The organism is Streptosporangium oxazolinicum, from assembly GCF_039537505.1.
Classification (GTDB): Bacteria; Actinomycetota; Actinomycetes; order Streptosporangiales; family Streptosporangiaceae; genus Streptosporangium; species Streptosporangium oxazolinicum.
This window is the reverse complement of sequence record NZ_BAABAQ010000009.1, coordinates 140,031-158,622: the sequence shown is the minus strand read 5'-3', so window position 1 is coordinate 158,622 and position 18,592 is coordinate 140,031. Positions and strand designations below refer to the sequence as shown.

20 protein-coding genes and 1 pseudogene are annotated in these 18,592 nt (G+C 68.0%); 10 read left to right on the top strand and 11 right to left on the bottom strand.

Annotation, left to right across the window (positions count from 1 at the left end; genetic code table 11):
- Positions 1–46: 46 nt before the first annotated feature.
- Positions 47–1,411 (bottom strand): sigma-70 family RNA polymerase sigma factor, encoded by a 1,365-nt coding sequence (locus tag ABD817_RS23730; RefSeq protein ID WP_344920297.1) that lies wholly within the window; start codon positions 1,409–1,411, stop codon positions 47–49.
- On the opposite strand from ABD817_RS23730, the gene ABD817_RS23725 reads away from it, so the two are divergent.
- The 4 genes from ABD817_RS23725 (at position 1,386) to ABD817_RS23710 (ending at position 4,618) form a co-directional block, all read left to right on the top strand.
- Positions 1,386–2,225 (top strand): alpha/beta fold hydrolase, encoded by an 840-nt coding sequence (locus ABD817_RS23725; RefSeq protein WP_344920296.1) that lies wholly within the window; start codon positions 1,386–1,388, stop codon positions 2,223–2,225. The genes ABD817_RS23730 and ABD817_RS23725 overlap by 26 nt on opposite strands.
- A gap of 252 nt (positions 2,226–2,477) precedes the next feature.
- Positions 2,478–3,800, top strand: a complete 1,323-nt coding sequence (locus tag ABD817_RS23720; protein ID WP_425583400.1) for an L-lactate MFS transporter — start codon at positions 2,478–2,480, stop codon at positions 3,798–3,800.
- Positions 3,797–3,931 (top strand): MFS transporter small subunit, encoded by a 135-nt coding sequence (locus tag ABD817_RS23715; protein WP_344920294.1) that lies wholly within the window; start codon positions 3,797–3,799, stop codon positions 3,929–3,931. The genes ABD817_RS23720 and ABD817_RS23715 overlap by 4 nt, the downstream gene beginning before the upstream one ends.
- A 138-nt stretch (positions 3,932–4,069) precedes the next feature.
- On the top strand, positions 4,070–4,618 hold the full coding sequence (locus tag ABD817_RS23710; RefSeq protein ID WP_344920293.1) for a methionine--tRNA ligase: 549 nt from the start codon (positions 4,070–4,072) through the stop codon (positions 4,616–4,618).
- Positions 4,619–4,635: 17 nt separating this feature from the next.
- Here ABD817_RS23710 and ABD817_RS23705 read toward each other — a convergent pair whose 3' ends face one another.
- Positions 4,636–5,451, bottom strand: coding sequence for an inositol monophosphatase family protein (locus tag ABD817_RS23705; protein ID WP_344920292.1), 816 nt, complete (start codon positions 5,449–5,451; stop codon positions 4,636–4,638).
- Between the two features lie 258 nt (positions 5,452–5,709).
- Positions 5,710–7,917 carry a fibronectin type III domain-containing protein gene (locus tag ABD817_RS23700; protein ID WP_344920291.1) on the bottom strand — a complete coding sequence of 736 codons (2,208 nt, stop codon included), beginning with the start codon at positions 7,915–7,917 and terminating at the stop codon, positions 5,710–5,712.
- Between the two features lie 112 nt (positions 7,918–8,029).
- On the opposite strand from ABD817_RS23700, the gene ABD817_RS23695 reads away from it, so the two are divergent.
- Complete coding sequence (locus ABD817_RS23695; protein WP_344920290.1) at positions 8,030–8,416, top strand: hypothetical protein; 387 nt, start codon at positions 8,030–8,032, stop codon at positions 8,414–8,416.
- A 198-nt stretch (positions 8,417–8,614) separates the two neighbouring features.
- Here ABD817_RS23695 and ABD817_RS23690 read toward each other — a convergent pair whose 3' ends face one another.
- A complete protein-coding gene (locus ABD817_RS23690; RefSeq protein ID WP_344920289.1) occupies positions 8,615–10,309 on the bottom strand; it encodes an adenylyl cyclase in 1,695 nt (564 codons plus the stop codon).
- Positions 10,310–10,818: 509 nt separating this feature from the next.
- Between ABD817_RS23690 and ABD817_RS23685 the strand changes: the two genes are divergently transcribed.
- Both ABD817_RS23685 and ABD817_RS23680 read left to right on the top strand, forming a co-directional pair.
- Complete coding sequence (locus ABD817_RS23685; RefSeq protein WP_344920287.1) at positions 10,819–10,941, top strand: hypothetical protein; 123 nt, start codon at positions 10,819–10,821, stop codon at positions 10,939–10,941.
- Positions 10,942–11,011: 70 nt separating this feature from the next.
- Complete coding sequence (locus ABD817_RS23680) at positions 11,012–11,152, top strand: hypothetical protein (protein ID WP_344920286.1); 141 nt, start codon at positions 11,012–11,014, stop codon at positions 11,150–11,152.
- Positions 11,153–11,311: 159 nt separating this feature from the next.
- Here ABD817_RS23680 and ABD817_RS23675 read toward each other — a convergent pair whose 3' ends face one another.
- The 4 genes from ABD817_RS23675 to ABD817_RS23660 form a co-directional block, all read right to left on the bottom strand.
- Positions 11,312–11,632, bottom strand: a complete 321-nt coding sequence (locus tag ABD817_RS23675; protein ID WP_344920285.1) for a plasmid stabilization protein — start codon at positions 11,630–11,632, stop codon at positions 11,312–11,314.
- Positions 11,633–11,881: 249 nt separating this feature from the next.
- Entirely contained in the window at positions 11,882–12,199 is a 318-nt protein-coding gene (locus ABD817_RS23670; protein ID WP_344920284.1) for a DUF3140 domain-containing protein, read from the bottom strand.
- Positions 12,186–12,368, bottom strand: coding sequence for a hypervirulence associated TUDOR domain-containing protein (locus ABD817_RS23665; protein WP_344920283.1), 183 nt, complete (start codon positions 12,366–12,368; stop codon positions 12,186–12,188). Before ABD817_RS23665 ends, ABD817_RS23670 begins: the two co-directional genes overlap by 14 nt.
- A 203-nt stretch (positions 12,369–12,571) precedes the next feature.
- Entirely contained in the window at positions 12,572–13,510 is a 939-nt protein-coding gene (locus ABD817_RS23660) for a YihY/virulence factor BrkB family protein (RefSeq protein ID WP_344920282.1), read from the bottom strand.
- Positions 13,511–13,800: 290 nt separating this feature from the next.
- Here ABD817_RS23660 and ABD817_RS23655 point away from each other — a divergent pair.
- Positions 13,801–14,019: pseudogene (locus tag ABD817_RS23655) on the top strand (SDR family oxidoreductase); the annotation flags it as partial.
- 1 nt (position 14,020) lies between these two features.
- A complete protein-coding gene (locus tag ABD817_RS23650; RefSeq protein WP_344920281.1) occupies positions 14,021–15,019 on the top strand; it encodes a DNA topoisomerase IB in 999 nt (332 codons plus the stop codon).
- 185 nt (positions 15,020–15,204) lie between these two features.
- Here the strand turns inward: ABD817_RS23650 and ABD817_RS23645 are convergent, their stop codons facing one another.
- The 3 genes from ABD817_RS23645 to ABD817_RS23635 are packed head-to-tail and all read right to left on the bottom strand — an operon-like array spanning position 15,205 to position 17,522.
- A complete protein-coding gene (locus tag ABD817_RS23645; RefSeq protein WP_344920280.1) occupies positions 15,205–15,438 on the bottom strand; it encodes a WCX domain-containing protein in 234 nt (77 codons plus the stop codon).
- A gap of 30 nt (positions 15,439–15,468) precedes the next feature.
- Positions 15,469–16,182, bottom strand: a complete 714-nt coding sequence (locus ABD817_RS23640) for an SDR family NAD(P)-dependent oxidoreductase (protein WP_344920279.1) — start codon at positions 16,180–16,182, stop codon at positions 15,469–15,471.
- Positions 16,179–17,522 carry an NsdA family TPR-like regulatory protein gene (locus ABD817_RS23635; protein WP_486389323.1) on the bottom strand — a complete coding sequence of 448 codons (1,344 nt, stop codon included), beginning with the start codon at positions 17,520–17,522 and terminating at the stop codon, positions 16,179–16,181. The genes ABD817_RS23640 and ABD817_RS23635 overlap by 4 nt, the downstream gene beginning before the upstream one ends.
- 255 nt (positions 17,523–17,777) lie before the next feature.
- Between ABD817_RS23635 and ABD817_RS23630 the strand changes: the two genes are divergently transcribed.
- The gene (locus ABD817_RS23630) at positions 17,778–18,392 is read left to right on the top strand and encodes a hypothetical protein (protein WP_344920277.1); all 615 of its coding nucleotides are present in this window, start codon (positions 17,778–17,780) and stop codon (positions 18,390–18,392) included.
- Positions 18,393–18,592: the final 200 nt, after the last annotated feature.

Below are 18,592 nucleotides of genomic sequence, written 5' to 3'. Positions count from 1 at the left end.
CTCGCCCGGCCGGGACCACCGGGTCGGGTGAGACCGCCGCTCCCGGTCAGGGCAGCGAGGCGGGCAGTCCGAACGAGACGAAGTGCTCAGGGCCGATGAACGAGGTTATGTCGGCGATCCGCTCGCCGCGCAGGGTGAACACGTTGATCGCCCAGGCGAGGTGGGCTGCGGAGGCGGCGTCCCAGCGGTAGCCGCCCACGGCGGCTTGGCCGTTCGCGCTGACCGGGAGGTGCCTCCAGCTTCCGCAGCTGGTCAGCGGGACCCGTACGGCGAAGTCGGTGACGGCCTCCAGGCCGCGGTACCAGTGCGCCATCGGCGGCATCGACCAGGTGACGTCCTCGGTCAGCAGCGCGACCAGGGCGTCGGCGTCTCCGCGTTCCAGCGCGGAGGAGTAGTCGGCGACGATCTCCCGTACGCGGGCGTCGCCGATCTTCCGCAGCGTCAGCTGCTGGGTACGGGGGAAGACCTTGTCCGCGACGACCTTGCGGGCCCGTGCCAGGGCGCTGTTCACCGACGTGATGGTGGTGTCCATCGTGGTGGCGATCTCCGCGGCGGAGAAGCCGAGGACCTCGAACAGCAGCAGCGCCGCCCGCTGGTTGCCCGGCAGGTGCTGCAGGGCGGCGACGAAGGCGAGTTCGACGGCCTCGCGCTGCTCGTAGCGCGTGTCCGGGCCGGCCGGGGCGTCGGTGAGACCCGCGTCGGGGTAGGGGCCCAGCCAGGCGATGTCGGCCACCGGGGGGTCGCCGGGCACGACGCGCTCGCTGGAGGGGCCGAGATCGACGGGCAGTGCCCGCCTGCCGCGGGCGGCGACGACGTCCAGGCAGGTGCGGGTGGCCACGGTGTAGAGCCACGAGCGCAGCGAGCTGCGCCCCTCGAAGCGCCCGAGTCCGCGCCAGGCCCGCAGCAGGGCGTCCTGCAGGGCGTCGTCGGCGTCGTGGGTGGAGCCGAGCATGCGGTAGCAGTGGGCGTGCAGTTCGCGACGCAACGGCTCCACGAGGCGGGTGAACGCGGCGTCGTCCCCACCGCGCGCCCGAGCCAGGTCGTCGTCCCCGACCCGCGCCGAATCCGTGTCCCCGACAGGAGCCCGAGCCGAATCCGTGTCCCCGACAGGAGCCCGAGCCGAATCCGTCCCCCCGTCACGAGCCCGAACCGAATCCGTCCCCCCGGACCGCGCCTGGGCGATGTCCTCTCCGGCACCACGTGCCCGGACCTGGTCTACGCTGGCGCCACCTGCCCGGACCCGGTCGGTGTTCCCGGCGTCTTCCGCCGCCACGCCCCCGGACCGCGAGGAAATCTCCTTCACAAGCGACGATTCTGCCCCACTCCGGAAGTCTCCACTTCGACGGGGCGCGACAGCACCGTTCAAACCGTTCCAGGAGGTTGCGATGAAGCACACGAAGGCCGTCACCATTGGGTCCCTCAAGGTCCCCGACGCCACGCTCCACTACGAGGTACGGGGGCAGGGGCCCCTCGTGGTGCTCGTCGGCGCCCCGATGCACGCCGCGCACTTCGCGCCGCTGGCCGACCTGCTCGCCGCCGACCACACCGTGCTCACCACCGACCCCCGGGGCGTCAACCGCAGTTCCCTCGACGACCCCGGCCAGGACTCGACCCCGCAGAAGCGCGCCGACGACCTCGCCCGGCTCCTGACCCATCTCGGCGCCGAATCGGCCGCGGTCTTCGGGTCCAGCGGCGGTGCCGTCACCGCGCTGGCGCTCGCCGCCGCCCACCCCGAGCGGGTGCGCACCGTGATCGCGCACGAACCCCCGCTGAACCGCCTGCTCGACGACCCCGAGGCCCGCGACGCCGCGGTCGAGGACATCATCGCCACCTACGTCGCGGGCGACGTCGCGGGCGCCTGGATGAAGTTCATGATCAACGCCAACATCCCGCTGCCCGAGTTCGAGGAGTCCTCCGACGGTCCCGCCGAGGCACCGGCCGAGCCCGATCCGCAGCAGGTGGCGGACGAGCGCTTCTGGTTCCTGCACGAGATGCGCGGGACCACCCGCTGGCAGCCCGACATCGACGCCCTGCGCACCGGACCGGCCCTCGTCGTGGTAGGCATCGGAAAGGAGTCGGCCGGCCAGCTCTGCGACCGCGCGTCGACCGCGCTCGCCACGGCGCTCGGCACGGAGCCGACCTACTTCCCCGGTGGTCACATCGCCTTCGCCGACGACCCCGAGGGGTTCGCCCCCCGGCTGCGCGAGGTCCTGCGGGAGAGCTGAGCGGCGACGTCGTGGGGGCTGAAAGCGTGCTGCACGTCGGTTTGATGGCCGTGTACTCATGGCCCGAGAGCGTGAACGTGGCGTGCCGCACGCTGCTCTCCGTGCCAGTTCTATCGTGAATCGTTTCAATTGCCGCATCAGCCACTCTCGACGAATCAGGTGATCACGGAATACGGTGTATGCATGCCAGACGAAAAGGTACAAACCCCCACATTTGCCGTCTCTTCTGGTTTTTTCAGCCGCGCGCGTACGGTGGCGCCTCCGACCTGGAGTCGCTGGCTGATCCCCCCTGCGGCGCTCTCGGTGCACCTCGCCATCGGCCAGGCCTACGCGTGGAGCGTCTTCAAGCCACCCCTGGAGTCGGCGCTCGGCCTCTCCGGCACGGCCAGTGCCCTGCCCTTCCAGGTGGGCATCGTCATGCTCGGCCTGTCGGCCGCGTTCGGGGGAACACTCGTCGAGCGCAACGGCCCGCGCTGGGCGATGTCCGTCTCCACGGTCTGCTTCTCCCTGGGCTTCCTGATCTCCGCGCTCGGCGTGGCCACCCGGCAGTACTGGCTGGTCGTGCTGGGGTACGGCTTCGTGGGCGGGATCGGTCTCGGCATCGGCTACATCTCACCGGTGTCCACGCTGATCAAGTGGTTCCCGGACCGGCCGGGCATGGCCACGGGCATCGCCATCATGGGATTCGGCGGAGGGGCCCTCATCGCCTCACCGTGGTCCACCCAGATGCTCGACGCGTTCGGCACCGGCACGGGCGGGATAGCCACGACCTTCCTGGTGCACGGCCTGGTCTACGCCGCCTTCATGTCGATGGGCGTGCTCCTGATCAGGGTTCCGCCGGAGGGCTGGCGGCCACGAGGCTGGGAACCGGCGAAGGCCGCCGCCCACCCGCTGGTCACCGCCGCCGACGTCTCCGCGCGCAACGCGATCCGCACGCCGCAGTTCTGGCTCCTGTGGATCGTGCTGTGCTTCAACGTCACCGCGGGCATCGGCATCCTGGAGAAGGCCGCGCCGATGATCAAGGATTTCTTCGCGAACACCAGCATGCCGGTCACGACCGCCGCGGCGGCGGGCTTCGTGGCCCTGCTGTCCCTGGCGAACATGGCGGGGCGCTTCGTGTGGTCCTCGACCTCGGACCTGATCGGCCGCAAGAACATGTACCGCGTCTACCTCGGCGTGGGCGCCCTCTTCTACCTGGCGATCGCCCTGGCCGGGGACTCCCACAAATTCCTGTTCATCCTCTGCGCGCTCGGCATCCTGTCCTTCTACGGGGGAGGATTCGCCACCGTACCGGCCTACCTGAAGGACCTGTTCGGGACGTACCAGGTGGGGGCCATCCACGGCCGGCTGCTGACGGCCTGGTCCACCGCCGGCGTCCTCGGGCCGCTGATCGTCAACGCCATCGCCGACTCGCAGAAGGCCGCGGGCCGGTCGGGACCGGCGCTCTACACGACGTCCCTCTACATCATGATCGGACTGCTGGCGGTCGGCTTCCTGGCCAACGAGCTGATCCGCCCGGTGCATCCGGCCCACCACGAAAATCCCGTCCACCACGAAACAGGAGGCGACGCGTGACGGCGGACGACCGCGCCCCGGCGGGGAACAACACCTCTTTGATGATCCTGGCCTGGTCCTGGGTCGGCATCCCCTTCGCCTACGGCGTCTACGAGCTGTTCCAGAAGCTCACCCAGCTCTTCGGCGGCTGATCGTCGCCGAAGCTCAGCCGACGACCCTCGGGTCACGTCATCGGGCCGCGCTGGTCGAAAGCCTCTACCATGGGGTCATGAACGCGTCCGCATGTCAGACGATGATGCCCCGCTCACGGGGCCGCTGACGCTGCACGGATGATCGTTTCCGAGGCCCTGGTACGGGGCCTCGACGTATGTCCGCGGTCGGAGCACCAGCTCTCCTGGAGGTCACGATCCCCCTCCGGTGAGGCACCGGCCCCCGGCGCGGAACGCCTCCGGGAGGCATGTCGACAGGCCCCCGGCCTCATCGGCACCGCGCTGGCCGAATTCGACTTCCGCCGGGCCACCTCCGCGGTCTGGGGCATCGTCGACGAGGCCAACCGCTACGTCAACCACAGCCGCCCCTGGGAACTGGCCAAGGCCGAACGCGCCGGTGACGAGCACGCCGGGCACCAACTGGACGCGACCCTGGTCGCGCTCGTGCGAGCGTGCCGGGCGATCGCCGAGCGCCTGTCCCCCTTCCTGCCCGACGCCGCGGCCCGCGTCGCACGGCAGTGCACGCCCCTGGACGGACGGCTCCTCAGCCCCTCGCCCGTCTTCCGGAGGATCGCCACACGCACGGACGCCTGCGGGAAGCCCGCCCAGGCGATGGGCAGCCTCGAACCGGAACCACTCGGCGATCCCGCCCAAGGCGTCACGCCGTGAGCTTCACGATCCGGTGGTCACGGAGCCGCGGAGGACTGATCGCCGATGAGTTCGAGCAACGCGGCGTGTGTCCCATGGTCGGCCGCCACGACGAGCCCGCCCGCGCCGGTGTGCGGTGGCTGGCCGTGGATGCCCGTCACCACGCACCCGGCGGCCCGGCACACCGCGATCCCGGCGGCGAAGTGCACGTTGTCCCGCGTATCGCCGTCGGTGACGTACGCGGCTCGGCGGCCCGCGGCGACCCAGGCCACCGCCAGAGTGGTGGAGAGGACGCGCGGCTGGAACCGCCTCACGAACCCGGGGTCGGCGAGCAGCCGTCCCGCCCGGAAGCCCGGCTCGTTCGGGAACGGTGGATCGAGGTTGACGTCCACCAGCCGCGACTCGGGCGACGGCACGAGTTCCTCGTCCTCCACGCCGTCGCGGCGGACGTAGGCGCGGTCACCGTCCGTCCAGAACACCTCTCCGGCGAAAGGGTCGGCGCAGGCGGCCACCGTGACGTCCGGGCCCACGCGCAGGGCGACGTTCACCGCGACCAGCATGTTGCGCGCGGCGTAGTTCAGCGTGCCGCACAGGGGGTCGACCAGCCACATGCGCTCCGCCTCGGCCGAACCGGTGCGTCCGCTCTCCTCGCCCGTCACGGCGTCGTCCGGCCGGGCGGCGCGGATGACGTCGAGGATGACGCTTTCGGCCTCGATGTCGGCGCTCGTGGCGAAGTCACCCGCGGACTTCTCGAAGCGCGTCAGCGACGCACCGTACATGGCTCTCACGACGTCGGCTCCCGCCCGCACCGCCGCGAGGGCCACTTCCTCGTCCGTGACGTCCGTGATCGGCATGTGGACAGGATAGACGCGCTCCCCGCCGCTTGATCGACGGGATCGTGGTCTCCATCGAAGGCGCCGCGAATGGCGGTCCTTCGAATCACCAGGGCAGTGGTTCGCGGTCGTGAAAAGGTCACCGGTGGGGAGGGTGGCGAGCCAGACCGGGGCATCGATGCGGTTGCTGCGGCGGTGGCCGGGTCTGGACCTTCGGGCGAGAATGAGACGGGCCCTCCGGCGTGGTTCGCCGCCGGAGAGCCTGTTCGCTTTACAGGATCAACTGCTCTGGAACGGCAGGTTGCTTCCCTTGTCGTGACCGACGATGTTCCTCGTCCACCAGACTTCCTGGATCACCGGCGGCGGGGCGGGCTGGCCCGGCGTCGGTGCGACCGGGACCTCCCGGAAGATCCTGACAGAGGAGATCTGGCAGCGCGCCGGCTGGTAGGTCCAGACCTGGCCCGACCCGATGTCACCGAGCCGTCTCACCTGGTTGCCGTACATGTCGTAGAGCACGGCGAACTGCTTGTATCCCCCGAGGTTGGTGTAGACGACATTGTTGACCAGGCCGTAGTTCGTGCCCAGCCTGACGTAGTCGGACGCGGTCGACGTCTGGCCATCGGGGCCGTAGGCGATGAGGGTGTAGGTGTCGTCGCCTTCGCTGGTCCCGACCCCGAGGGTGTCCTCCCAGGCGTCCATGGTCTCCCGAGGGATGGTTTTGATCTTTACGTCGTCCTTCAGGATGTCCAGCTTCGTAGCGCCGCGAACCTTCCAGGTGACCTTGATGTCCCGTGGCTGGCACACGCCGATCTGCTCGTAGTCGGTTTGGAAGTACGAGATGACGGGCGCTCCGCCGGTCCAGCCGATCGCCGTCCGCCAGGGAGTGACGAGGTGGAACGCGTGGAACGGGCGCACCTTGACGAGATATTGCGTATCGGTCTTGAGCCCGGTGATGGTGTGGGTCATGACGCCGGTACCCGGATTCGCCGGAAGCTCGTGCTCCACCAGGCGGCCGTCCACGTCGTACACAATCTGATAGTTCTGCTCGCCGACGGCGTTGTCGGTCCACCGCACGGTCAGTGATGTCTCCGTCGCCCGGGTGACGGACATGTTCGACGCCATGGGCAGCATGGGATCGTAGGTTCGGCTGCACTGTGTGCTTCGAGCTTCGCTCGGCCTGTCGTTACTGGCCACGACCCGCAGACAGACGCCGGTACCCGGTGCCAGTCCGGTGAATTTGTACGACGGACTGGCGGACGCGGCCTGGGAGCCCGCGGGGACCCAGCCATTGCCGATGTCCTTGGTGAGCGTGTACAGGTCGGCGTTCGGATCCGCCTCCCAGCGGAAGTTGAGCGTCGTGTCGGTGATGTCCTCATAGCCGATGTTGAAGTTCGGCGGTGCGACCGGAGGCTTGATCGTCACGTCCTTGCAGCCGAGTTCCCTGTCGGCTCCCACCCCCGTGGCCAGGTTCCGGGCCCTGACACAGACGGTGTGCTTGCCCGTCTCGATCTTGATGAGGTTGGGAAGGGTGACATCGTAACCGTGGTCGGCGCCGTAGCCGGGCAGGTCGCGGCCGACCTCCTCGCGGTACTGGTTGGCGACGGCATTGTGCACGAGCTTGCCGTCGAGGTAGACGTCGACCGTCACCGGCGATGTCCTGGCGTCGTCGTCGACCGCCCAGCCGACGACCCTCAGGTCCGTACCGGTGCGCTTGACCTGGTCGAGGGCACCCCACGGCAGGTGCCGGACCGTGTAGGGCTTGCAGCCGAAGTCGGAGTGGGCTCCCGGTCCCGCGTTGATCATGACCAGGCAGACATGGTGCTCACCGTCGGCCGGATTCTCCGGCAGGACCGTCTCGAACCCGTGGTAGTCGCCGTAGCCGGAGTTGTCGTCCCCGACGTCGGATCGCGGCTTGTCGGCCATGGCCGAGCCGAGGAACCCCTTGGTGTCGTACATGTCGATCTGCACGGCGGCGGTGGTGTCCGGGTCGATGACCCAGCCCTTCACCCGGATGTTGTCGCCCTCGCGGGTCATCGACTCCCAGGCGCCGAACGGGTTGATCTTGATCGTCTTGGTGACACAGCCGATGCTCTTGTCCTTGCCGGCACCCATGTTGCGCACCTTGGCGCACACCTGGCCACCGGCACGCGGCGGCACCACCCCGTCGAATTTCTGCGACCGGCCCTGGTTGGCCGTGACACTGCCGGCCAGGACGCCGTCCACGGTGATGTCCACCGTGACCACGCTGGTCGGGTCGCTCGGATCGTGGGCCGAGCCGATGACCTGGATCCCATTGAGCTGACGGACAACCGCCGTCAGCTCTCCCTCCGGGTCGTGCGCGCCCGGCGGGTCGGGATCGTCGTTACAGATCGGGCGCGGGTCTCCCTCCTGGCAGCCCGGGTCGGCCGCCGCGGGCGTGCCGTTGATCACCACCAGTGGCGCGAGCAGCAGGGTGAGGGACAGGATTGTCCTCAATAATCGCCGCACAAGAAGCTCCTTCTCGGATCGTTTCTCTGGCGGTCGCGGCGTGTGGCCGCCTACGAAATCGACATCCGGCACACGACGCGACCCAGCCTCAAAAGATCGTTTCTGGTCCGCCTTGGGGCTCAGTTGCAACTCACTGGTTGGTCGACCGACGCCGGTCACCGCGCGGCAGGTCGTACTCGACAACCAGGCCGCACCCGAGCGGCTCAACGCGACCAAGCACTTCTACGGCGTGAACAGCTGCAAGCCCGGCTGTCTGTGGCGCATCGCGGACGACAGCGACTACGTCTGCGTGAACCAGGCCAGCTACGACGAGACCAAGGCCGACGACCTCGCGTGTGAGTCGCGCTGGACGAACGGCCCCTACGGCCCGCAGACCTGCGTCTACGGCTACGTGTGGCGGGAGGCCTTCATCGGCGACAAGGTGTGCGTGACCGGCGCCGTACGGGAACGCACCCGCCCGGAAAACGAGACCGCCGGGGACCGCACGGTCCTCTGGTGACGGCCAGCGGGCCGCCCCGGTATAAGCGCACATGGCCGTGTGTGGCGGCCCGTGGACACATCGGCGCCATGTCATGGAACGGCGTAAGGCAGGATTTCACGGTTGGCCAGATCTCGCCGTACAACAAGCCGTACGACAAGCTGCCCGCGAGATCCCCGGTGGGCCGGGTCCGGAGAATCCGGCCCACCGGGGCGGGTCCTACGGAGCCGGGTAATCCGTGATGTACACCGGCGCGCCGACCTTCGTCATGTCGGCCGCCTCGCCCACGCCGTTGACGACGTGGTCGATGATTCCGGCACTCAGGTTGACGGTCATGATGTGGTGCAGCTTGACGCCCGGGGTCTGCGGAACCTCGAAGCCGTTCTCGGTGTGGATCTGCGGGTTGTTCTGGTTGAAGACGTAGACCCCACCGCCGTAGAGGAGGTGCCTCTTCACGTGCCTGCCCACCTTGTAGCCGGCATAGCCCTCGACATCGCCGTCCATCCAGTCGGCCTGGGTCGGCGGGTCGTACGGCAGCTCGTTCTGGTAGAGGATCGTCGTGCCGTCCTCGCCGTTCCAGATGGTGTTGTGCCGCTGGAAGTGCTCGACGAACAGGCCGGTCGCGGTCACGTGGTCGCCGTTGATGATGGCGCCGTTGCGGCCGTCGTTGGTGTTCCACCGCTGGGTGTCGGTGAAGCCCTCGACACCGTGGTCGGCGCGCCACACCCAGGTGTGGTCGATGAGCACGTGGTCGCTGTTGACCTCGAGCGCGGTGTTGGTCCTGCCGACGTGGGGTCCGCCGACGCGGAAGTACACGTCGGACAGGGTGATCGGGTTGTCCGCCGTGCTGTGGCTCCGCTTGTCCTTCTTGCCCACCTTCAGCAGGACCTGCGACTTCTTGAGACCCGCGTCGACGGTCACGCCGGCGACGATCACGCCGGGGACGGAGTCGACCTCGATCGGGGTCGAGGCGTTGACGGCGGTCAGCGTGGCGTGCCCGATGCCGAGGACGACCGTGTTCGGGCGCTCGATGTCGATGCTCTTCTCGATGTCGTACACACCGGGTGTGAGCAGCAGGTGCTTGCCGCTCTTGAGCGCGTTGTTGATGGTCTTCACCGAATCCGACGGCTTCGCGATGAAGAAGTCGCTGATCGGCAGCGTGTAACCCGGGGTCATGCCGTTGGCCCACGTGATGCCGCGTGAGTTCTTCTGGACGGCGGGCACGCGGACGTTGTAGTTGCCCTGCGCGTCGACGAACAGGTAGGGCTTCTCACGGCTGACGGGAGTGGTCTCGAGGGTGGTGTAGGGAGGGCTTGGGAACCCGGCGTCGTCCGGTGCGCCGACGACGCCCGAGAAGACCTGGTTCCACACGGCGTTCGACCAACCGGCGACCTCGCTGTTGCGGGTCAGCCACTGCTGCTGCGATCCGTTCGTGACGGACGGCAGCTTGGAGTCGGCGATGAAGCCCCCGCTGGCGTACTGCGGGCCGGCGGTGCAGTAGTCCATGAGCGACAGGGTGCCGCTGTTGATGTTGAGACGGCGCAGGGACACCGCCTGGGAGACGGCCCAGAAGTTCGCCGACCCCCGGCAGCCGTCCTGGCCGGCCGCGTTGATGTTGATCGACAGGTTGGACAGGGTGCGCCAGAAGTTGACGAGCGCGAGGCAGTTGCTGGTCCCGCCGCCCTCCAGGCAGCGGTTGTAGACCTCGACCTTGCCGTTGATGACGACGTCGGTGGGCGAGGCACCCAGGCCGGAGACCTCGGTGTAGTAGCCGACCTTGATCTGGAGCGGCTGCTCCGCGGTGCCGTACGTGCCGGGCTTGAAGAGGTACGCGTGTCGCGTGGTGCCCATCTCGTTGTTGACCTGGGCGGCGTGCTTCGCGTCGAGGGTCGCCTGGATTGAGCTGACGGGCATGCTCGGATCGAAGACGGTGACGTTCGGCCCGAGATCAGGGACGCCAGGGGCCGACGATACGGCGGTGGCGGGCGTTCCGGCCGTCATGACGGTGGTCGCGAGTAAGAGACCGAAGGCCAACGCCCGACCGATCTGCCGACGGCGCGGGCGCCGCGTCGTCACACTCCCGTCGCCGGGAGGCTTGGTCGTCATACGGTTCGTCCTTTCCGCTGCGTGCGCAGCGGTCGTTTGGGGGGTGAGATCCTTCGACGGGCGGCCGACGACGCCGGACCGTGAGAGCGCTCTCTTGAGTAAGGTGCAAGACTTGTAACAAGGGTTGAAGGAATTGATACGTTTCTATCGCGTGAACTGGCCGAAGCACAAGTACACGAAATGTGTCGGCCGGGCGCGTCCCGTGGATCTTTGATAATGGTTTGGCGTAGATCATCGCAGCGGACAGGAACCGGATCCAGGCCCGCCCGGCCGGATCGGCCCCGCCGACCAGGTGAAACCCGGCCATGGTCGAAACGATGAAAGAGACCGGCGTCGAGATCCCCGTCGAGACCGTCCAGTCCAGCGACGTGGTCATCACGATGGGACGCGGAGACGCCTGCCCGTCCTTCCCCGCGAACGCTCCGAGGACTGGCAGCTGACCGACCCGGCCGGGCAGGACGCCACCGCCGTACGGCCCATCCGCACACTTATCGGCGACCGGGAACCGGCATGAGCTCCACCGTGCACATCACGACCATGACGGCCGGGCACGCCGAGCGAGTGCTGGACGTCTACGGGGCAGGCCCCCACGTGGACGGACTTCAACGCCACCCGGCCACCCGGCACCTTCGACGCGACCGGGCGGGTTAAGGGCCGGGTGGCTGCGGTCGCGGTGTCCGGCCGGTGCGCCTACGCCGAGGTCGTCGAGCACTCGGTCCACGTCCACCCCGGCGCCCGCGACCACGGCGTCGGCTCCGCGCTCGTCATCCGCTCAGTGTGGAGGGCGCCAACCCGGCGTCGCCTCGATCCTTAGCCCAGCGCGTTTTCCAGTTGCGCCTTGGACATCTTCGACCGGCCCTTGATGTTGCGCTTTTTGGCCTCGGCGTACAGCTGATCACGAGTTCGGCCACCGGCGCCCGAATGCGAGCGAAGCCCGCCACGGCGGGATGAGGAGATGTCCTGAGTCGACGTGCGACTCGCGGTCCTGGACTCCCCCGCTCTGGCACGCTCCTTGTTCACCGTCCGGGCAGCGATCTCCGCGGCTCGCTCGTCGCTCTCGCCGCGCTGTTTCACGCTGTCCTTGATGTGCTCGTACTGGCGCTCTCGTTTGGGACTGGATCCTCTAGGCATCTCCCGCTCCTTCGGTGAGCTCGTGCTTAACGGTTCACCTGCCCGTTTCGTCGCGGCATATCACCGTGGCGGGATGTTCACCCCGCCTCGGGCGCCCCGCATGATGCCCCCGGCGACCGGCACCGTCGCGGGGACCGCTCTGCCGCCGAAGGCCGCGGCGGCCGGCGTGTGCACGTACATCGCCATCATGACCAGAGGCGTGCCGAGAGCCTGGCTGGTCGGCTCGGTGCCGCCGGATTCCGGCCGTGACTACTTCTGCGGGTCGTGGCCCCAGTTCATCAGCGAATACCGCCACGGCGTGCCACTGACGTCGCCCTTGGGCCGCTGAGCCAGGTGGCGGTGCACGTAGCCGGTCACCTTGCGCATGTGGGCCCGGTCGGCGTCGGTGATGTCGGTCCTCTTCTTGCGCAGGATCGCGACGATCTTCCGCCCCGACTCGTGGCCGACCGACTCACCCCCCTCGGTCTTCTGGCCGACGCTCCGCGACTCGTCGGTGCCGAGCCACTTCTCCAGTTCGGCGGCCGTCATGTTGACGGCGCCGTCGAAGTCCTTGTCACCCGTCGTCATCGAGGGCCTCCGGCTTGTGTACGGCGGTCCGCCCGCTCTTGTCGCTGCGCACGCGATACTGCGGCTCCTCCGGCGAGGCGTCGACCTCACGTCCCGAGTCCTCGGCGCGCTTGGTGATCTTCTTCTCGACCTTGCCGTGAACGGTCTGACCGTGACTCTTCCACGTCACTTCGTCACCTTTAGAGCGTTCACCCCTTTTGTCCATATTTACGCCGTACCCAGGCATGTGTAGCGGAACCTGGGGTTTTAGGAGTTATAGGGAACCACGGCGAATATGCAGCAGGACGCGCGATGCGACCTCGGCCGGTTCGACCTGACCGAGGGTGAAGCCGTCGAACATCGGGTCACTTCGCCAGGGCTGTCGAACCGGCTTCAGTCATCGATCTTGCGAGTGTCCCGTGGTTCGACGTAGGGCTCCTCGTCGGCGGGGTGCCCCGTGGCGATGGCGCGCCCTCTGGCGATCTCGGCGTCGAACTCCACCCCGAGGAGGATCGCGATGTTGGTGATCCACAACCAGATCAGGAAGACGACGACGCCCGCCAGCGTGGCGTAGGTCTTGCTGTACGTCCCGAAGTTGGCCACGTAGAAGCCGAACAGGGCCGACGAGGCGATCCACCCGATGACCGCCACGGTGCTGCCCGGGGTGATCCACCGGAACCCCGGATGCTCGACGTTGGGCGCGAACCAGTACAGCAGCGCCAGCACGAAGATGACCACGACCACCAGGACCGGCCACTTGGCGATGTTCCAGATCGTCAGCCCGGCCTCACCGATCCCCAGCAGCCGTCCGGCCTGCTCGGCGAGCGTGCCGGTGAACACCACGGCGACCGCGCCCACGGCCATCAGGACGACCAGGATGGCGGTGATCCCCAGCCGGAGCGGCAGCGTCTTCCAGATCGGCCGTCCCTCCGGCATCTCGTACATGACGTTCGCCGCTCGCATGAACGCCCCGACATACCCCGACGCCGACCAGAGGGCGACGGCGAGGCCGATGACGGTGGCGATGCCGGCCGCGCGTGGGCTGCTCTGCAGCGACTGGAGAACCGTGTCGATGATCTGCTTGGCCGGGCCCGGCGCGATGGCACTGAGGTTCTCGGAGATCGGCTGCGTGGCCGACTGACCGAACACCCCCAGAAGGGACACCACGGCCAGGAGCGCGGGGAAGATCGACAGGACCGCGTAGTAGGTCAGCGCGGCGGCCCAGTCGGTGATCTTGTCCTCCTGGAACTCCGCGACGGTTCGCCGCAGCACCTGCCACCAGGAACGTCTCAGCACATCGGTCGGGCGGTCGGGCGCCTGGAGCTCGGTCATGGGCGACCGTCTACCCGAGACGGGCGACCTAAGTCGCGTGCGGCCGCAGTCGCTCCTCCGCCGGCGCGTACGGATCGGCGACGGCCACCGTGAGACCGGGACGGCTCACTCCCCCGGACCGGCCGACGGAACCTCAGGCAGGCTCCCGAGCGGGTGTTCGTACCGAAGGTCGGTCCTCCTGACCGCAAAGCCTGCCCATGGATTCGCGACCTTCGTTAGGTGGTCACGACGACGGGCACAAGGCGGGGATGCCTGAGGAAACGAACCAGACTCCACCGGCCCGGAACCTCGTCAACGCGGTCGCTCCGGGGCCGGTCTGGACCCCGCTGACCCCGGCCACGTTCCCGCCGGAGAAGGTGGACGAGTTCGGCAGGCAGGCCCCGATGAAGCGGGCCGCGGACCCCGACGAGATCGCGCCGTCATATGAGTTCTTCGCCTCCGGACGTCTCTCGTCCTACTACACGGGAGAGGTCCTGGCGCCCGTCGGCGGCGAGACCCTCCCCGGCTGACATGACCGAGTTGCGGCCCAGTGATCCCGCCGAACCCGGCATCACGCGCCGCCGGCGCGGGCGTTCCTTCTCCTACGCCTACGGCGACGGCCGCCCGGTAAAGGACGGGCGCACCCTGCGCAGGATCCGGGCCCTGGTCCTTCCCCCGGCCTGGCGGGAGGTCTGGATCTGCCGTGATCCCGACGGCCACATCCAGGCCGTGGGAACCGACGCCGCGGGCCGCCGCCAGTACCGCTACCACGACGTCTGGCGCGAGGAACAGGACCGGGCCAAGTTCGAGCGGGTCGGCAAGCTGGCCGAACGCCTGCCCGGCTTCCGCGAGAAGATCGCGGCTGATCTCGACGAGAAGGGCCTGACCAGGGACCGGGTGCTGGCCGCCGCGGCGCGCATGCTGGACATCGGTCTTTTCCGGGTCGGCGGCGAGTCCTACGAGTCCTTCGGCCTGGCCACCCTGCGCCTGGAGCACGTCACGTGCTCCAACGGCCGGGTGACCTGTTCCTATCCGGCCAAGGGCGGCATACCCCGGGAGATCGAGATCACCGATCCGGAGGTCTGCGCGGTCGTCACGGCGTTGCGCGAAGCTCGCGACGAGGGCGAGTTGCTCGGCTACGAGAAGGACGGCGTCTGGGTCGACGTCAAGAGCGACGACATCAACGCCTACCTGCGCGACCGTTTCGGCGCCGAGGTCACCGCCAAGGACTTCCGGACCTGGCACGCCACCGTGTACGCCGCCGTCGGCCTGGCCGTCTCCAAACGGGTCCGCACCCGGACCGGCCGCCGTAAGGCCGTCACCCGGGTCATGAAGGAGGTGGCCGACCACCTCGGCAACACCCCGGCGGTGGCTCGGGCCTCCTACGTCGATCCCCGGGTGATCACAGCGTACGAACGCGGGAAGACCATCGACCGTGCCCTCGCCGATCTGGGCGCGGGCGACGGCCCGGCCACGCACGGCGCGGCGGAGCGCGCGGTCATCGCCCTGCTCAAACGCACCCGGACCTGACGACCGTGTTGATCCGGCCCGCCGAGAGCCCAGAATCGCGGGCGACACCGTCATGCACCCGACCGCCCCGTCACCGGGCCACGGATGGGAAACCGTCATGGAGATCACGTCATCCCCGCGAGGCCCTCATGCCGCTGAGCGAGCTCTTCGAGGCTGATACCGCCGGGTGAGGGAAGGACCGGGGGTCAAGGTGGGGAGGCGTCGGCAGAAGCGAGGAGGCGGGTGGCGAGGGCCCTGATCTCGTCGCGCAGCTCGGCGAGGGCGATCACGGTGAACGGCCGGCCGAGCCCGGCGAGCATCTGCGCCATCCCGTCCAGCCGCTCGGCCCTGACGGCCAGCAGCGCCCCGCCGGAGGTCTCGGCCAGCGTCGCCGTGGCGGCCCGGATCCGCGCGGCGACCCCCTCCAGGGTGGTCTTCATCGGAGTCACCCCGAATGGCGATTCCTTGGATCACCAGGACAGTGGTTCGCGGTTGTGGAAGAGGCCGCCGGTGGGGCCGTCGTCGGGGAGGGTGGCGAGCCAGACCGGGGTGTCAGTGGCCTGCTCGGGTGTCCTGTCGGTCTCACCAGCCGCCATGCGCGTGCTGATCCGACCGGGTGAGACGGCGTTGACCAGGATGTTGGTGCCCCGGAGCTCGACGGCGAGGATCCGGGTGAGCGCGTTCAGCCCGGCCTTGGAGACGCGGTAGGCCACGTTGGTGTCGGCCATCGTGGAGATCGACCCAAGGTGGCTGGTGATGTTGACGATCCGGCCGTAGCCGTTGGAGCGCATCTCGACGATCGCGGCGGCGGCGCACCGCCACGCCCCCATCAGGTTGGTCTCCATCGTCGCGTGGACGCGCTCAAGGTCGGGGCCAGCCGCGAGCTGGCCTCGATCGATGGCGATTCCGGCGTTGTTGACCAGCACGTCCAGGCGGCCCTGCTGGATGCCGACGTCGGCGAAGCAGAGAGCCACGCTGACCGGGTCGGTGACGTCGAGCTGATGCCCCGAGGTCACCAGGCCCTTCTCGTTCAGCTCCCGGGAAAGCGCGTCGGCCGCCTGGGCGTCCCGTGCGGTGATGATGACACGAAGGCCACGTTCGGCCAGTTCGGTGGCGATGGCTCTGCCGAGGCCCCGATTGGCTCCGGTGACGACGGCGACGCGCTGAGGGTCGGTCATGGTCATCCCGTCAGGGTAGACAAACGCTGGTCGAGGTCGTTTCCGCGGATGCCATCGGGCAGCCGGTCGCGGACCGCGACCAGCCGGTCGACATTGCGCCGGGAGGGGGCCTGCTCGATCAGTGACACCGCCTGATGAAGCAGGTCACCGGCCTGGTCGGCATTGCCAAGTTCGTTCTGAACACGGGCGCGCATGACGAGGTAGGTGGCATGGTCCAACGGTTTGGCCGTGAAAAATCCTTTCAGGGCCTTGTCCAGGCGCGAATCCGCCTGTCGCATGTTGCCGAGTTCGAGGTAACACATGCCGACCTGGGCATGGAACTCGCCTTCGTCGAAGTAACCGATCCACGCCGGATCGTCGTCGCGCGGCCCCTGACCGAAGTACGTGTCGGCGACGCCCAGCAGGCGATGAGCCTCGGCATCGTCGTGAACGCTCGCATGCGCGCGGGCCAGCCGTACGGCCAGCATGCCGACGGTCCGTGGCGTGGCGTTCCCGGCGCCCTCGTAGGCGGTGCGGGCGATGGCCAGAAAGCCGGAGAAGTCACCGAAGTCGTAGCACTGCAGGGCCATGGACTTGAGAATGTTCGCCCCCAGCGCACGGTCACCGGCCGCATGCGCGGAGTGGACGGCCGCGACCCAGTAACGCTGGGCCGCCGAGTGCAGTCCCGCGTCGAAGGAGATGTATCCGGCCAGGCGTCCAAGCTCCGCAGCCAGTCCGTGCAGGCGTTGGGCGACGGCCACGCTGTAGGAGGACTTCTCCAGCACCTCGGCGACCATGCCGAGCTCGGCGTCGATCAGCCTGCGCGACCGCTGCCCCCCGTAAGCCTCTCCCAGCATGCGCAGACGAGGCATGCCCGCCTCGATCTGAGACACGAAGTCTTCGGTGATCCGTCCACCCCGCAGGACGGACGTCAACTCCACCGGGTCGACGTTGAGCCACTCGGTCGCGAACCCGGCCAGACCCGCTCCGGTCAGTCGCATGAAACCGCGCCGATCCATCATCGCGTTCCCCAACGCCTGATCGATCGCGAGCATGCTGCCCGGTTGATCCCAGGAGAATTCGGCTCGAATGGGGTCGCCGGCGGGCAGCCACTCCGGCCACGGCTGCGTGTCGATGAGTTCTTGGCGGATGCCGAGCTCGGCCGCCAGGGCGATCTGCGTCTCACGATCGGGAACGACCCCCCAGTGTTCCCAGCGCCATGCCTTCTCCCTTCGCCGCGCCATGTTTCCGGCTCGCCTGGCGATGACGTCCACCAGGTCCTGGTAGCTCCATCCGCGTTCGGCACGGATGTAGCTCAAAGGGTGCACGAGGACTCCGTCAGCCTGTGTCAGCACTCGTCGGGACATTCGCATCGCCTCCTTTCCCGTGACTGTAAACCTGATCGATCCAGCCAGACTGGCCGTAATGGGCTTCCGCCGGAAGAAGACAACAGCGAGACAACATGTTTTTCCTGTTCGTGGTGGGACCGAAGGGGTTTTCTTGATTCCACCGGGCGAACTCTGCGCCCACCCCATTACTGTCTGCGATCGATATATCACAGTCGTACGAAGAGGGATCACCCTGCGAATGGGATCGGGACAGGAATTCACCATGGAGGTCAGGTGAGGAATGTTTTTCCTGCGGCCGAGCGCCCGGTCGTCGTCGACCTTGGCGATCGTGTGGCCGGTGACCACCCCACGCGAGCTGGGTACCGCGAGCCGCCCCAATGTGTCCCACTGGCCTTGCTCACCAATCCGTCGAATACCGAGAAACTGATCCGCCTGGGAGTGCTCGACACCAACTATCAGCTCTCGGTGTGGGTTCTGGAGTCCGGGTCGGTCGCGCGCGGAGCACGCTCCGCGGTTCGTCAGGCTCTTCGGGCGGCCTCGATAGCCGACGACGAGGTGAGCAACGCCGAGAGCATCGTCGCGGAGCTCGGAGCGAATGCCGAGATCCATGCTGAGCCTCCGTACGAACTCCGCATCCTCAGCATCGGTGAGATGCCGATGTGGTGCGAAGTTGTGGACGGGGATCGAGACCCGGCCACGGTCTCCATCATTCTGGGCAAGCTCCACCAGGGCGAGACCGAGAAGTCTCCGGATGCGGAGACCGGACGGGGGCTGCCGCTGGCGTACCTGCTCTCTCAAGGCCGCTGTCGTACTTATCCGACCAGGATTTTCAGCACCAATCAGGCCGGTAAAGCCATCGCCTTCGCACTACCGACACGTAGCGGTTGACCACCTGGCCCCCAAAACCGGTCCACGCCTGGCTCCCCCGTGCCAGGTGTGGACCTTCCGGAAGGCCAGCGTCCGTGGACCTGATCCCATCCTTGTCCTGGACGCCGGCCCCCTTCATCTCGAACAGGCCGCGGTCACATCGACATGCGGATCTTCTCCGTTCCGGTCACCTCGCCTCTGTGCCAAGCTCGGATCTCGTT

Excerpts from the sequence above, each read along its gene's own strand:
- ABD817_RS23650 (WP_344920281.1), top strand. The coding sequence starts at position 14,021 with ATGACCGAGTTGCGGCCCAGTGATCCCGCCGAACCCGGCATCACGCGC.
- ABD817_RS23660 (WP_344920282.1), bottom strand. The coding sequence starts at position 13,510 with ATGACCGAGCTCCAGGCGCCCGACCGCCCGACCGATGTGCTGAGACGT.
- ABD817_RS23690 (WP_344920289.1), bottom strand. The coding sequence starts at position 10,309 with ATGCCCGTCAGCTCAATCCAGGCGACCCTCGACGCGAAGCACGCCGCC.
- ABD817_RS23725 (WP_344920296.1), top strand. The coding sequence starts at position 1,386 with ATGAAGCACACGAAGGCCGTCACCATTGGGTCCCTCAAGGTCCCCGAC.
- ABD817_RS23670 (WP_344920284.1), bottom strand. The coding sequence starts at position 12,199 with ATGACGACGGGTGACAAGGACTTCGACGGCGCCGTCAACATGACGGCC.
- ABD817_RS23705 (WP_344920292.1), bottom strand. The coding sequence starts at position 5,451 with ATGCCGATCACGGACGTCACGGACGAGGAAGTGGCCCTCGCGGCGGTG.
- ABD817_RS23685 (WP_344920287.1), top strand. The coding sequence starts at position 10,819 with ATGAAAGAGACCGGCGTCGAGATCCCCGTCGAGACCGTCCAGTCCAGC.
- ABD817_RS23635 (WP_486389323.1), bottom strand. The coding sequence starts at position 17,522 with ATGTCCCGACGAGTGCTGACACAGGCTGACGGAGTCCTCGTGCACCCT.
- ABD817_RS23730 (WP_344920297.1), bottom strand. The coding sequence starts at position 1,411 with ATGGTGACGGCCTTCGTGTGCTTCATCGCAACCTCCTGGAACGGTTTG.
- ABD817_RS23710 (WP_344920293.1), top strand. The coding sequence starts at position 4,070 with ATGATCGTTTCCGAGGCCCTGGTACGGGGCCTCGACGTATGTCCGCGG.
- ABD817_RS23645 (WP_344920280.1), bottom strand. The coding sequence starts at position 15,438 with ATGAAGACCACCCTGGAGGGGGTCGCCGCGCGGATCCGGGCCGCCACG.
- ABD817_RS23640 (WP_344920279.1), bottom strand. The coding sequence starts at position 16,182 with ATGACCATGACCGACCCTCAGCGCGTCGCCGTCGTCACCGGAGCCAAT.
- ABD817_RS23675 (WP_344920285.1), bottom strand. The coding sequence starts at position 11,632 with ATGCCTAGAGGATCCAGTCCCAAACGAGAGCGCCAGTACGAGCACATC.
- ABD817_RS23680 (WP_344920286.1), top strand. The coding sequence starts at position 11,012 with ATGAGCTCCACCGTGCACATCACGACCATGACGGCCGGGCACGCCGAG.